Source organism: Bacteroides acidifaciens (genome assembly GCF_903181435.1).
GTDB lineage: Bacteria > Bacteroidota > Bacteroidia > Bacteroidales > Bacteroidaceae > Bacteroides.
In genome coordinates this window covers 879920-894328 of the sequence record NZ_CAEUHO010000001.1, presented here as the reverse complement: position 1 = coordinate 894328, position 14409 = coordinate 879920, and the positions used below count along the sequence as shown (strand labels likewise).

The window sequence follows — 14409 nt, the reverse complement described above, 5'->3', positions numbered from 1 at the left end:
ATAACAACTCTAAAAAAACAAGAAGTATGAAAACAATGAACTTTAAACTGGGATTGGCATCCCTATTGGCTGCCGCCCTTCTGACTTCAGTGAACGCAAAAGCATCTGACAACAACGCTGATAAACAAAAAGACAAAGTGGAAATTAAAGCTATTGCCAGCTTGCCCGTAGGAAATATCGACCCGGTGCAGGATGACAAAACCAATCCTGAAGAAACAGACATATGGCTCTATCGCGTGGCAGGAGAACTGGAAACGGGAGACGCAAAAGTGGAACTCGACAAAACATTGAATCGCAACGTACTCCGTTGCGACTTCTATCAGCAGAAGAGCTGGTACGGCACTTACTTGTGCTACCGTACCAAGAATCAGGAGATGCAGCGCAAAGTGTATAGCCTCACTTTCAAGGCAAAAGGCACTTCGGGCAACAACATGAAAGTTATCATCGTCGGAAACAACGGCAAGGAATGTGTCATAGCAGCACGCAAGAGCGAATCCGAAACGCCTGCCGGATACAAACAGATTAACCTGAAGAAAGACTACACCGAGTATGTGCTCGACTTCGACTTCTCCAAAAAAGTGAAAGCTCCCTACCAATATCCTGACGGCAACGGCGAACTGGGAGAAACATCGGACGAAGTGCTGACTAATTTCTTCATCATGTTCTCTCCGAACAGTGAATTCACCAAGTTTGTTTTGGACGACGTGAAACTCGAACTGAAAAAGTAACACAACTTCCGTAACAACTGAAAATCATGAAAACACAATACATACGATTGGGAATAGCGTCTTTACTGACGCTCATTCTCGGTTCGTGCAGCCAGGATGCAACAGACGGTACATTCCCCCAAGAAACGGGTAAAGAGATTGTTTTCAGTACCAACATCGTGCAGACACGCACGCAGACCACCGACCGGAAGACTGTGTTTGTAGACGAAGACCACATCGGGGTCTTCGTCCTCAACCGGTCCACTTCCGCAACTCTTCACAGCAACCTGAATTATCTGTATAAAGAAAACGCATGGAGTTCTGAAACTCTTGTTACTTTTCCCCTCGATGGAAGTGATGTCAATTTCTATGCTTACTACCCATACGCGGAAGGAAATACGGCAACCGTTTTCGACTTTACCGTCAGTACAGACCAGGCAGCCAACGGATTGAACCAAAGCGACCTGCTGCTGGCCGAGAATGTGACATCGGAAGCGAACGATGAGGCAGTTGCCCTTTCGTTCACCCACGCCCTGGCGTTGCTGGAAGTAAAAGTCACCCTGCCCGCAGGAGTAAAGGCGGACAAAGTGATACTGAAAGCCTACACCACCGCTTCGGTAAATCTCCAAGCACAGGACGCAACCGTGAAAACAGATGCTACCGTGTCGGAAGTCACTTTGATGAGACTCAGTGACGACACCTTCCGCGGCGTAGTCCCCGCACAGGAATTAAGTGAAAGATGTATCAAAATCATCGGTGACAACGGTGTAGCATTCCGGTATACAGCCGACAGTCCGATGACGTTGCAAGCGAACAGGATAAATACATTAACTGCCACTTGCCAATGAAACTACTAGGAAACATGCCGGGAAAGAGTATTCTTTACCTGTTTTGTCTACTGGTGATAGCGGCCTGCCATTCCGACGAAAAGCCGGAAGAGGCAGGCCCTTTGCCTGTTGTGCCCGCCCCCGAACCGAAGCCCGAACCGGAGCCCGAACCGGATACTTCCGATTGCAAGGCATGGACGGATTTCGTGGCAGGCAACGAAGCGAACGTACTCCTCGATTTCTCCTATGCTGGATACAAACACGGAGAAACGGCACCACCCGATGTATGGACATTGGGATATACCGTTTATGACGTCACCGACTACGGTGCTATCCCCGACGACGGCAAATCCGACCGGGATGCCTTACTGAAGATTCTCGATAAAATCGGTATCAACGGTAATCGCAAAGCCAACGCTCTCATTTATTTTCCCGAAGGTGAATTTATCCTTTATGATGAAAGCGATCGGGGAGACTCGGACAACGATGTGAGAATGCAGATACGTGCCGGAAATATCATCCTGAAAGGAGCAGGACGGGACAAGACCACCATCACCATGGCAGCCCCCTACCCGCCTTTGCCCAATGTAGAATGGGCAGGCTCCATGTTCGACTTCAAGAACTGGAACGGATTCTCGAACCTGCTGGCAAAAGTGACGGGAAGTTCGCCGAAAGGAAGTTTCTCTGTAGAAGTGGCTTCTACGGGAAGTATCCGTCCGGGCGACCGTGTCTGCCTGAAACTGGAAGACAACTCTCCCGAACTGATTGCCGAAGAGCTGCATCCATACCGATGGATGACTTCCATGACGCAGTTACAGACGCAAGGCGTGCAAGTGTACGATTTCCATGAAGTGAAATCCGTCAGCGGCAACCGTATCACCTTCGTCGAACCTATCATGCATGAAGTGAATCCCCGCTGGAACTGGACTGTCTGCCACTACGACTGCTACGAGAACGTGGGAGTGGAAGACTTGTCTTTCAAAGGGCAGGCAGGAGAAGATTTTGTGCATAGCCAATGGTATGAGAACTCGGCCTACAAGCCGCTCGGCTTTCAGCAGATTGTCAATGGCTGGGTACGCCGGGTGGACTTCCACAGTGTCAGCGAAGCAGCAACTTTTACCTTATGCGCCAATATATCCGCCTACGATATCCGCATCAGCGGAAACCGCGGGCATTGCTCCGTACATACTGCCGGCTCTTCACGGGTATTGATAGCGGACGTACGGGACGAAGCCAAATCAAAAACGATGGCAAATGCGGGACAATGGCATGCGGTAGGCGTCAGCAAGCAATCGTTGGGAACAGTCATCAAGGATTGTACCTGGGGGAATGACAGCAATTTCGAATCGCATGCTACACAACCCAGGGCGACTTTGCTGGATAGTTGCACAGGCGGGTTTCTTCAATCCCATCAAGGCGGAGATACGAATCAGCTACCCAATCATCTGGACGATTTGGTGCTTTGGAACTTCTGCGCAACCCGTACTCTTTCCAACGAAGCCAACAAGTGGATATGGTGGAGCGACGAACGCGGCTGGAAATTTCTTCCACCGGTTATTGTCGGTTTTCATGGAGAAAATGTTAATTTTGAAGTTTCACAAGTGAAACTGATGGAGAGTTATGGCAAAAAGGTTCGCCCGCAGTCTCTCTATAAGGCTCAGTTACAACGCCGGCTGGGATATTTGCCGGCTATTGATTATCTTAAATAAAGCATCTTTGCAGAATATGAAAAGAAATTCTATTTTACCTTTGCTTGTAGGGGCAATATGCCTGCTGACCGGCAGTAGTTACGGATATGCTCAGAAGATTACGAATCTTGTTGAGTTAAAGCAGAAGTCATCCAACGAGCTTTTTCATCATTTGGCCAAAGCTCCGCACACTCCTGCCTTCGAGTCCGAAAACTATTGGGTATGGGGGAGCTCGGTTATAAAAGGAGATGACGGCAAATACCATATGTTTGTCTCCCGTTTTCCTAAATCGCTGCCTTTTCATCCCAGTTGGATGGTAGCTTCGGAGATTGTACATGCCGTATCGGATATACCTCAGGGCCCTTACCGCTTCTCCGATGTAGCTCTTCCGGCACGCGGCGCACAGTACTGGGACGGACGCTCGGCACACAATCCCCGTATCTTGAAGTATAACCATAAGTACTACCTTATATATATGGGCTCCACCCACCCATTTGCCGAGCCTACGTATGATGAGCTGACATTGGACAGCCCGTGGTGCATCGTAGCCCGTGCCAACAAACGTATCGGACTGGCAGTAGCGGATTCTCCCTACGGCCCGTGGAAACGCATGGACGAACCTATACTAAAGACGCAACCTAACACGTTTTACAGCTTCCTGACTTCCAACCCCTCTCCTATCCTGCAGGAAGACGGTTCGGTCATGATGATTTTCAAAGGACGCGCGCACACCGAGAATGGCAAACACTCGGACATGGCACTGGGCATCGCCTATGCGCCCTCAATCGAAGGTCCTTATACCGTGCTCAACAACAATCAGCCTATTTTTCAGATAGACGGACAAGGGGAAGCGGAAGACCCGTTCTTATGGAAAGACCAAAGGGGATACCACGCCATCTTCAAGGACCATGTAAGCAAGTTTACCGGTGAATGGGGCGGCGGCGCTATGGCACACTCCAAGGACGGGATAAACTGGAACATAGACAAAGACCCGAAGGCGTACTCGCGTACTGTGGAATGGGAAGACGGAAAAATAGAGATGCAGGGACAGTTGGAACGTCCGTTTATTCTCTTTGAAAACGGAAAGCCGACATATATCTTCTTCGCTACCATGGACGGCCCCGGTGGTTTTGAGAATGCGAAAAAGTCATGGAACATGGTTATTCCTATCCGGTAAAAGCATATTCTTAATGCTGGTTGAAAAGACAAATAGGAATTTAGGGGCGCTACGCCCCTAAATTATCATTTATTCTTCCTGATTATCTTCCTTGCCCCCCGTCCGGTAATACAACGGACTGATACCATACATATCTTTGAAACAACGGCTGAAATAACGTTGGGAACTGAATCCCGTACGGTCTGATACTTCGGTGATAGACAAGTACTGTTCATGTTTCAGCAGCCAGGCAGCTTTCTTCAAGCGTATAGTCAATATGAACTCATTCGGTGTCTGCCCTGTGATAGCTTTTATCTTGGTGAAGAAGTTGGTACGTGAGATATACAGTTCCTTTATCAAATCAGACAACGAATACTCCGAGTTATCCAAATTCTTCTCGATAATGGCAACCGTGCGGTCCAGTAACTCCTTATCCATCGGATTAGTAGCCAACATCTGCACCTGTGTCTGAGGCTGTTTGCCGAACTTCTCCTGCAATACCCTGCGGCTGTTCACCAAATTATTACATCTTGAAATCAGCAGGTTCACATTGAAAGGCTTTGTTATATAATCATCCGCACCAATCCGCAATCCTTCGATAGTATGCTCGATAGCGGTACGTGCCGTCAGCAGTACAACAGGGATATGGCATGTCTCAAAATTCGCTTTTATCTGCTTGCAGAGTTCTATACCTGTCATCTTGGGCATCATAATATCACTTATAATGATGTCCGGCATCACTTCCTGCACCTTTTGCAACCCCTCTTCCCCATCGGAAGCGGTCAACACCTCATAGTAAGGCTCGAACAATCCCGCCAGCATCTCCCGCAAAGAAGTATTGTCTTCCACAATCAGCATTTTAGCTCCTTTGATTCTGTTTTGTACGTCTTCGTCCATCACTTGCTGTTCCAGTTGCAATTGTGGTTCGGCAGGCATACTCAAAGGTTCTTCTTTCACAGGTTCGGTGTCAATCTGTTCTTTCTGGAAATGCTCTTTTCCCAGTTTCAGGTAAATGGTAAAGGTGGTTCCCTTATCCAAATGGCTGCTGACCTCAATGCGCCCTTTATGCAGTTCGATAATACCCTTGCTCAAAGCCAGACCGATGCCCGTTCCCTGAATATTGCCCGAGTCACCTCCCACTTGATAGAAACGTTCGAAGATTTTTTCTATCTCTTCCGGACGGATGCCCGTACCGCTGTCGCAAACTTCAATCACCGCTTCCTCTCCTTTCTTATATACATTCAAAGAGATGGTTCCTCCCTTCGGCGTATATTTGAATGCATTGGACAACAGATTATTTATCACTTTCTGCAACTGTCGCGAGTCATACCACACTTCCAGATGCTCCTCTCCCTTATCAAATTGGAAATGTATGTTACAAGTAGCGGCATACTCCACATAAAGGAGATAATTCTCATACAGGAAATCAATCAGTTCATGCCTGCTCACCTTTATCTTCATGTGTCCCTGTTCCTGCTTACGGAAATCAAGCAGTTCGCTAATCAATTCCCGCAGCTGCAAACCGTTCTTGTAGATATTCAACAACTTATTGTAAGCCGTAGGCGAGAAAGACTGCCCCTGGAGCAGCATTTCTATCTGCCCGATAATGATGGTCAGCGGAGTGCGGAACTCATGGGAGATATTGGTAAAGAAACGGAGTTTCGACTGGTTCAGTTCCTCCACATCATGGATATGCTGCTGTTCGTATTTCAAAGATTCCTGCAACCGGATACGGTCACGATATGCCTTTATGAGATAAAACAGGATAACACCTATGACAATGACATATAGCAGATAAGCCCATCCTGTCTTATAGAACGGTGGCAGGACGGTTATTGCCAGGCGGCATTCCGGTTGGTACACGTGGTTCGCTCCCGCTGCTTTGACAATCAGCGTATAATTTCCCGCGGGAAGATTGGTGTAGGTAATCATCTTCTGTCCGTGAGTTTGCGCCCACTCATTCGAGAAGCCTTCCAGTTTGTAGACAAGTTCATTCTTATTCGCTGCAATATAATTAGTCATCGCAAATTCAATGCTCAGTACGGAATGATTGCTTTTCAAGGTAATGGAAGGAACGTTGTAGAGCGAAGACTGCAAAATACCGGTTTCATCATTAACACCGACCTCATCACCATTTACCCACAACCGCACAGGGATAATATTGTACGGTTTGAGAGGTATATCCAAGTCTTTCTCATAGAAAGAAATCATGCCTTTCACCCCACCCAGGAATATTTCCCCATCCTTGCACTGGTAAAGAGCCTTCTCGTTGAGTGTGGTAAACGGAAAGCCGCTTTCGGCACTATGGTTGTTGAATATCTTGGTATAGTAATCCAGGATAGTGAATCCCTGATTCGTAGCCAGCAACAGTTTTCCATTCTGAGATTCGACAGTGGAATAGACGCAATCGCTGCCGAGTTTATTGTTCCGGGCATTAAAGTTTTCAAATTTCCCCGTCTCCCGGTAGAAAACGTCGATACCGGAACTGATTGTGGAGAACCACATATTATGATGCCTGTCCTCAGTAATACTGGTCACCTTGCTGTAACTTATCGAGTTTTCCGCATCAGACGAATAATGATAATTTATCAATTCTTTGGTGTCAAAATGATAGGCATATACTCCGCGCCCTTCCACAGCAATCCACAGAATCCCTTGCGAATCAATATACAGGCTGTTACTGAACAGATCGAGCAACATAGTGAACTTCTCTGTCCGCGGATTGAAAATGAATACACCGTCATAAGAGGCTATCAGGATATCCTGACCATAAGGAATAATATCCAAAACCACGTTGGACGATTTTTCGCTATCGCTGTCAGACATACGGTATCGGCTAATCCGGTCGGTCTTAATATCCAACCTGTTGAGCCCCTCTTGATGTGTACCTATCCAGAGCACGTCTTCCTGCGGGTCATAATATAATGATTTTATATTGTTGGACGAAAGAGAATTTTCTCCTTCCTTATGTTTATACCACTTAAATTGTTTTGTTTTCCGATTGTAATAGTTCAGTCCGCCGCCTTCGGAAGCTATCCATATATTTCCCTGCTTGTCCTCTGCCATGCAGCCGATGACAGGATACGTCAATCCTGTGCTTTCATTCTTTCCGGGACGATAGTAAGTGTAAATTTCATATTCGGGATTGAAGTAATTCACTCCACCAAAGTAGGTTCCCACCCACATCGTTCCCTGATGGTCTTTGATGATACAGTAAACTGATGAGTTGCTCAGGCTACCCGGCACATCGGAAGGGGTATAATGGGTGAATTCTTTCGTTTTCTTATTCAACTTATTCAGCCCGTCGAAAGTGGCAATCCACATATTCCCCTGATTATCTTCGCAGCAGTCCCTTACCGAATTGGATGACAGTTCCTTCCGACCGTTCTTCTTTCCGTCCGTATATTGCACTATCCCGCTGTCGGACAGATAGAAAAGTCCGTCTTCCCAAGTGGATATCCACATATCACCGGACGTATCCTGATACAGATTATAAACATAGACTTGAGACAACACACATTCCGGCACACTGTGTCCTTTCTTGAGACAATACAATCCTTTACGTGTCCCCATCCACAGGTTTCCGTCATCATCCTTCAACAGGGATACAATCAGTTGATGGACATCCAATGAACAATAAGGTTTCAATTCACGTGACTTTGTGTCATAATAATGGACTTTCCAGTCTCCACCCGTGAACAGTGTGTCGGCTCCATAGGTGATATTATACACTCCGCCTTTCTGAATGGTATAAAACTTTTCCGAATGCATATCAAACTCACATAATCCTTCAGAAGTCTGTACATACAGCATCCCTTTATTATCCCCACAAATATTTCGGACTAGATTGCCCACAAGGGAATGTTCGTCTTCCTTATCATGCTTGTAGTATTGTATCCGGTTTCCGTCATAGACATTCAATCCGTCACGTGTGCCAATCCAGATTCGTCCGAGCTCATCTTTATGCAAGGCATAAACGGAGAACTGGGACAGTCCGTTTTCAGTGGATAGATAATTGAAGGATATGTCTTGGGCTGAGAGTGTGGTTGTTCCTAAAACGGCTATCAACCAAAGGCATAACCGCAAAAGCGCATTTAAAGAGTATAAATGTGTGTATCTCATAAATATTCTGTATTATAAAGCGGAACAAAGATACTAAAAAAACAAGTATAATTATACTTAATTATAAAATCTCTTATTCACATTCATCACAGGTATCTTAGGTTCTCATTCATAGATAGTTCCGGTGAAGAAACGACAAGAAATACAGTATTCACCAACCTTCACATCTTCACGTCCTTCCTGGGATTGGCATTCTTCCGACTCATATCAGCAATCAAATGACATATAGTACATAAAGGAAGGAGGAACGATTATGGTATAATTCAAGTAGCCAGCAGTCTTTTCAATATCAGCCAACTCCAGTTGTCCACTTAGACAACTAGAGCCGTCTGATTGGCTGACTAAAGTTGACCAGATAGCCGACTTCAGTCGGCTGACTTACAGGTTTACTTTTGAAGATACACGTTCTATAAAGTATCACGTCAGGTTACAGTGAGATTTCTTCCCAATCCTCGATTGTGCGTGTGGAAGAGGAGAAACTTACTCCGATGCAAATGACCTTGCGCTTGTCTGCCAGATAGGGCTTGGCATAACCATTTTTCTCTATTTGTTCCAAAGCTTCCCGTGCCGTACCATCCATCTTAAATTCGAAGATATACACATAGTCGTCCATCTCCAGCGTGCAGTCCACTCTTCCGTAACTTTGGCGGTCTTCACAGTGGATGGCAATGCAGTATACGCCTATGAGACGAAGCAATAGGTAAAAAGTATATTGAAAATGTTTCTCGGTGATATCTATATCTTTCAGCGAACCGTGAGAATCATAAGGAATGCTTGCCAAAAAAGAAGTGAGCGAACGGCGGAATGCATTTGTATCACCTCGCTCAAGATCCATTACAGAATCTGTTGTCCAGCTTGTCACTTCCTTGCTTTTCGGCTTCATATAGTTGGCAGCCAACATAGACAGGAACCCTTCGCGTACTTCATTGTTCGGGAAATCAAGCAAGTAGGTTCCCATTCTTTTATTATATTCTTTGATGGTGAGGTATCCACTTTGGAAAATCATTGGTAACGGTTGCTCTACATCTGCCTTATAATCTACAAATAAAGAGGGTTTGTAGAATTTCCCTGTCAGTTCGTTCATCTGTTCGCGACTGTGTTGCAGCAGGCGTATCAGATAAGTGGGAGTTCCGGTGGCGAACCAGTAGTCACGGATTTCATTCATTCGAAAAGCATTAAGAATGCTGAATGGATTGTAAATGCCTGTCATGTTCGTGCTGAAATGATAGCCATCGTACTGTCGTTGCAACCAATCCTTCATTTCCTTTACTGTACATTGGTATTTAGTGGCCAGTTGGATCATAGGTTCTTCAAAATATTTCTCCAATTCCTCTTGGGTGATACCGCAAAGAGACTCGTATTGTTCACTCATACTGATATCTGTAGGTTGGTTGAATCCGCTGAATACACTGACTTGTGAGAATTTGGTAACTCCTGTCAGCAAAACGAATCTCAGGTATTCGTCGGCCCCTTTAAAGGTGGAATAGAAAGATTTGAGAATCTCTCTATGATGATCCTCAAGCAGTCGCTTTTCTCCTTCGTGAGTACGGGTAGACGCTCCGGTGTCAAGTACGTCGAGAATAGGTTTATCATATTCATCTATTAGCACTACGGCTCGCTGTCCGGTCTTTTGATAGGCACGTTGCAACACCCCCTTGAAGCGGTCACCTGTAGTGGTTTCAAGGGGGTCTTTTCCATATTCCACTTCCCATTTGGCTATGTAGGTTTCGATGCTTTTCTCCAGTTCTCCTTCACGGGTGTAGTTCCCTCCGTTGAAGTCCACACGGAAGATAGGATATTGCAACCAGTCCTTTTCAAGGCGGGAGATTGCCAGTCCGTCAAAAAGTTCTTTCCGCCCTTGAAAGTAACAGGCGAGCGTGCTAACCAGCAAGCTTTTCCCGAATCGGCGGGGACGGCTCAAAAAATAGATTGAACCTTCTTGCACAAGACTGTAAACCAAAGCGGTCTTGTCTATGTAAACATATCCGTCTTCACGAAGGCGTTCGAAACTCTGTATTCCAATGGGATATTTCATTTTCTTATCGGCTTTTTATGAATCAGTAGACGAAGATACATGAAAGCGTGCATAAATGCAAATCATTTTTTAGTTATATTAGAGGAACACGGTTGTGAAGGCAGCATATATAATTGCTTGATTTCCGCTATCATCCCCAATGCTTTAGTACTTTCTACTTTTATTTCCATCTTCATGATGTAATCGCCCATCAGTCGGAAACGTAACATATCTCCCATTTCATAGTAAAGCATAGCCACTTTATATCTCGGGGTTACGCGGTAAGGAATCATGTCGGCTGTGATTCTCCAAATTAATAAGCGACCATTTGCAGAATCTTGTTTATAGTAATAAGCACCTACAATGAGAAGAACTCCAATCAACAATAATATACAACGCACCCATAGCCGTATTTTCAAATATCCTCTATATTTATACCAAATAAATCCGCAATCAATCATTGCAGCCAGCCGGCACGAGAATCCGACAGGACAAGAACGTATGCAAACAACAAAATCAGCCCCGACAAACCGAGTTTCAATAATTTATTATGTAAGACTTGCATTTGATTATGAGTATGATGACATAACATACTAACAAGCAATCTATACAGTTTAGTTTTACTGTCTCTTTTCCGAAAAGGCTTATCTTATGCATACTAGTTTTAAAATATCAATTCATCACTACAAAAGCAACTCTGCTCAATCATCATTATGGATAAAATCTGCAAAGTCTTTTTCAAACTGCTTGAATCCTCCTAAATAGATTTTGTCTATCCGTTCAGAAATTGCTGATGAATCATCCACATCTTTCAGAGAGTACACAAACCTTTTCAGCATATCTCCAGGTAGTTCTTCAATCCAAAACGTGACAAGCGTATGTGAGAGCGTGTAAGAATACCCCTCATTAGTAAATTCTTCAATCATAAATTCATCTTGCAGACCATTTATAAACTCAAGAAGATTAATTTCTCCCAACGTATACATTGAGCGGATTCTACCAAATTCATAATCCGTAAGTGAATGCCGGACTCCTTTCTTTGTTACCACGCTATTCTGAAAATATCTGGCCAAACCTTCATTAAACCAATTAGGAATATGTACCCCTATTATATGTCTAGCGAAATGATGACTAAGCTCGTGATAAATAATGGCAAGAGTTCTTTTACGTCCATTTTCCGCTCCCAATACTACAATCTTATTCTGAGCTGTCACATACAAGCCGGCCACTTTTTCCCATGTTGTTACACCAATACTTTTTAGAAATATCTTAGCCGCTTCCTTCTTCTCAAACATATAGAGGTGAACAATAGTCAGAGTATCGGGCAATCCGAATTGCGAATAAAATTCGGCTTCGTGCACAAACATCTTTTCTATTTTTCCACGTTCCTCTTCTGACAGAGGGTCACCGTTATATTCAATCTGTAATACCTGTCCACAGAGTTGAACACAAGAAATAAGCAGTGACAACAGAATTAATGATATACGCATAGTGTCATTTCGTAGATTTCTGTTTCAAATATTTTTTCTTTTCGCGCTTATCCATGTCCTGCATGATAAGTTCATCATCAGTCAATGCCTGATAATAGGTTCTTTCCTTGAGTTTTATGTCTCCTTCAGTCGTACGGAACATCGGAGTGAAATGAGAATAAGGATAGCCGTTAAACTTCTCTCCTGTAAATTTATTCTTGTCCAGGAAGAAAAAAGAAATTGATATGCCGTTACTACCGGCCAATCCTATAGGCTGTCCGGTCAGTATAGTCTCTCCCGGCTGAACAAGAATTTCAGCCATGAAAATATATATGGAAAAAGTATCGTCGGCATGGTATATGAGCAAATGGTCGGGATGATGCATTCTGCAAACAACCCCACCCCTTGTTGCATAAATTGTATCTCGTCCGTTCAAACGAAACCGCATAGTCTTTCGTGATTCCCTCATGTCAGTTTCCCAATTAATCTTTTTACCACTTTTCACGGGTAACGCATAAGGAGTAGTAATCTTAAATTTGTCAGGGAATTTGCCACGACAAATATAATAGTAACCCCACTCTTTAAACGAATTGTCTACTTCCGATTCAAAATCTTTAGTGTACACTGTATTCTTTCCCGGAGACAGGTTATAAGACTCATCCATTTCGCGATACAAATAGTAATCGCAAAAATCCTCATTGTAATAATTCAAGTCCAAATTTCTCAGATTATTCCTTTCCCATTTGCCTTGCACTTCACTGCGGGTACGTGATAATATCACATAATCCAGGGATTGGGCATGAATATGGTCAATGGACAATACCAGAGCTAGTATTATTGAAAGTTTAATGTACTGTTTCATAGCTTAGAATTATGTTAGACAGAAAATATCGATAAAGAAGATGACGCTTGCACGAACATCTTCTTTACCGTGTTATATCAATTAGTGTATATTAATATGTTAATATCATAACTTAAAACGATCTTGCTTCCCATCGATATACATAATTGAATGTTTTAGCTAAAGGACTCAAGGTATATTGCAAACCTACAAGCTTAGTTTCGAGTTCACGAAATACTGAAACAGGAATACAAGCATAAGGACCAAAATTAGCAAATTCAAAATAAACCTCATCTATTTTCCCTGTATCTGAATTAATACATGTTATTATAAATATCTGTCGTCCTTCCAATTGCTCCTTATACGTTACAAATGCGTCATTAATAGCGTGCTCCATTTTCTTATCAGAAGCAATTCCAATGGCATCTTCCATCCATAAAGGAACATAATTCTCTGCAGTCACATAAAATATTTCATCAGTACTCTTTATTTTCTGCGGAATATAAGTCCACTTATTATTTTTCTTATATAAAGTTACAAAACCAGATTCACTAACATCGCATTGATAAGTATAACCGTTTTCGTTGAAAGTTTTTGTGAATTCGTAGAAATTTTCCAGTGATGATATTCTTAATACACACACTGCAAAAGTGACAAGTATAATTAATGATTTCATTTCAAACAATCTTATTGGGTATCATATTTTTCACAGTCCCATACATTGAAGGACTTTGTATCTAATTGCTTCCGAGTATAGATTTTAGATGGAAATTCCTCCCTTTTATCTTTAACAAACTGACCAGAAGAATTAATCGAATAGGTTTCATCCACCCTTCTTGCTTCAAATTGCGCAAACGAATTAAAAGGAATGGAAGCTGAGCCTGTCGGTACTAAAGTAGAGATTACCACATGATAATCATTAGTTATTCGAAATTGTTTGGGAGTAATCCATCCCCAACTAAATCCGGCTTCAAGCGTACTCTTTATATTACCATTGCTATCAACTACGATTAAAACATCAGTTTGAGAATCCGTGGCTCCACCAAAATTCACAGCAGCCAATGTTAAGGCGGTGTTAGGTATAAGAAACTTAGCAAACAAAGCAGGAGCAAGATCGGGATCTTCAGAAGCAGACCAATAGTCAGTTCCCTGAATATTGTTATACAATTTATCAGGGATTACTCCTTTTGGATTACAAATACCAACCCATTTCTTATAATGGACACCCTTAGCTGCCACATGGGGTACTTGCATAGCATCTATCATAGTCAATGCTTTCTTTATACACTCTTGCCCAGATATCTGCGGTGCAGGTATAAATAGCAAAATTATTAACAGAAAAGTCTTATCAAAAATATTCATATTATTATATTTAATCAGAACGTACTATCACGTCTGTCGTTTACCAAAAGGCATAGCCATTATAGTTATTATATTAACAACTTTTATTGGGTTCACTAAATTCTGAAATATAGAAATTTTGGTTACTTGTCGAACTCTTTGCTGTCTCCCAAGCTCGACTCTCATAGTTGTTAGAGGTGCATCCATACAGGGCAATGATGCCTGCATAGACAAAATGTTTTAC

11 protein-coding genes are annotated in these 14409 nt (G+C 43.3%); 4 read left to right on the top strand and 7 right to left on the bottom strand.

Features of this window, described 5'->3' with window-relative positions; genetic code table 11:
- Positions 1–26 precede the first annotated feature (26 nt).
- The 4 genes from CLIN57ABFB40_RS03535 to CLIN57ABFB40_RS03520 are packed head-to-tail and all read left to right on the top strand — an operon-like array spanning position 27 to position 4399.
- Positions 27–728: a DUF4627 domain-containing protein gene (locus tag CLIN57ABFB40_RS03535; protein WP_175628911.1), complete on the top strand. Its 702-nt coding sequence runs from the start codon at positions 27–29 to the stop codon at positions 726–728.
- A gap of 26 nt (positions 729–754) precedes the next feature.
- Entirely contained in the window at positions 755–1555 is an 801-nt protein-coding gene (locus CLIN57ABFB40_RS03530) for a fimbrillin family protein (protein WP_175628910.1), read from the top strand.
- Positions 1552–3243 carry a DUF4955 domain-containing protein gene (locus CLIN57ABFB40_RS03525; RefSeq protein ID WP_254871692.1) on the top strand — a complete coding sequence of 564 codons (1692 nt, stop codon included), beginning with the start codon at positions 1552–1554 and terminating at the stop codon, positions 3241–3243. Before CLIN57ABFB40_RS03530 ends, CLIN57ABFB40_RS03525 begins: the two co-directional genes overlap by 4 nt.
- A 16-nt stretch (positions 3244–3259) precedes the next feature.
- The gene (locus CLIN57ABFB40_RS03520) at positions 3260–4399 is read left to right on the top strand and encodes a glycoside hydrolase family protein (protein ID WP_175628909.1); all 1140 of its coding nucleotides are present in this window, start codon (positions 3260–3262) and stop codon (positions 4397–4399) included.
- Positions 4400–4468: 69 nt separating this feature from the next.
- Here the strand turns inward: CLIN57ABFB40_RS03520 and CLIN57ABFB40_RS03515 are convergent, their stop codons facing one another.
- The 7 genes from CLIN57ABFB40_RS03515 to CLIN57ABFB40_RS03485 form a co-directional block, all read right to left on the bottom strand.
- Positions 4469–8500: a two-component regulator propeller domain-containing protein gene (locus CLIN57ABFB40_RS03515; protein WP_175628908.1), complete on the bottom strand. Its 4032-nt coding sequence runs from the start codon at positions 8498–8500 to the stop codon at positions 4469–4471.
- A gap of 427 nt (positions 8501–8927) precedes the next feature.
- Positions 8928–10535 carry an ATP-binding protein gene (locus tag CLIN57ABFB40_RS03510; protein ID WP_175628907.1) on the bottom strand — a complete coding sequence of 536 codons (1608 nt, stop codon included), beginning with the start codon at positions 10533–10535 and terminating at the stop codon, positions 8928–8930.
- Positions 10536–10597: 62 nt separating this feature from the next.
- Positions 10598–10933 (bottom strand): hypothetical protein, encoded by a 336-nt coding sequence (locus CLIN57ABFB40_RS03505; protein WP_175628906.1) that lies wholly within the window; start codon positions 10931–10933, stop codon positions 10598–10600.
- 282 nt (positions 10934–11215) lie between these two features.
- Positions 11216–12004: a hypothetical protein gene (locus CLIN57ABFB40_RS03500; protein ID WP_175628905.1), complete on the bottom strand. Its 789-nt coding sequence runs from the start codon at positions 12002–12004 to the stop codon at positions 11216–11218.
- A gap of 4 nt (positions 12005–12008) precedes the next feature.
- Positions 12009–12845, bottom strand: a complete 837-nt coding sequence (locus tag CLIN57ABFB40_RS03495) for a M23 family metallopeptidase (RefSeq protein ID WP_175628904.1) — start codon at positions 12843–12845, stop codon at positions 12009–12011.
- Positions 12846–12957: 112 nt separating this feature from the next.
- Positions 12958–13500 carry a DUF5043 domain-containing protein gene (locus CLIN57ABFB40_RS03490; RefSeq protein ID WP_175628903.1) on the bottom strand — a complete coding sequence of 181 codons (543 nt, stop codon included), beginning with the start codon at positions 13498–13500 and terminating at the stop codon, positions 12958–12960.
- Between the two features lie 11 nt (positions 13501–13511).
- Positions 13512–14186 (bottom strand): hypothetical protein, encoded by a 675-nt coding sequence (locus CLIN57ABFB40_RS03485; RefSeq protein WP_175628902.1) that lies wholly within the window; start codon positions 14184–14186, stop codon positions 13512–13514.
- Positions 14187–14409 lie beyond the last annotated feature (223 nt).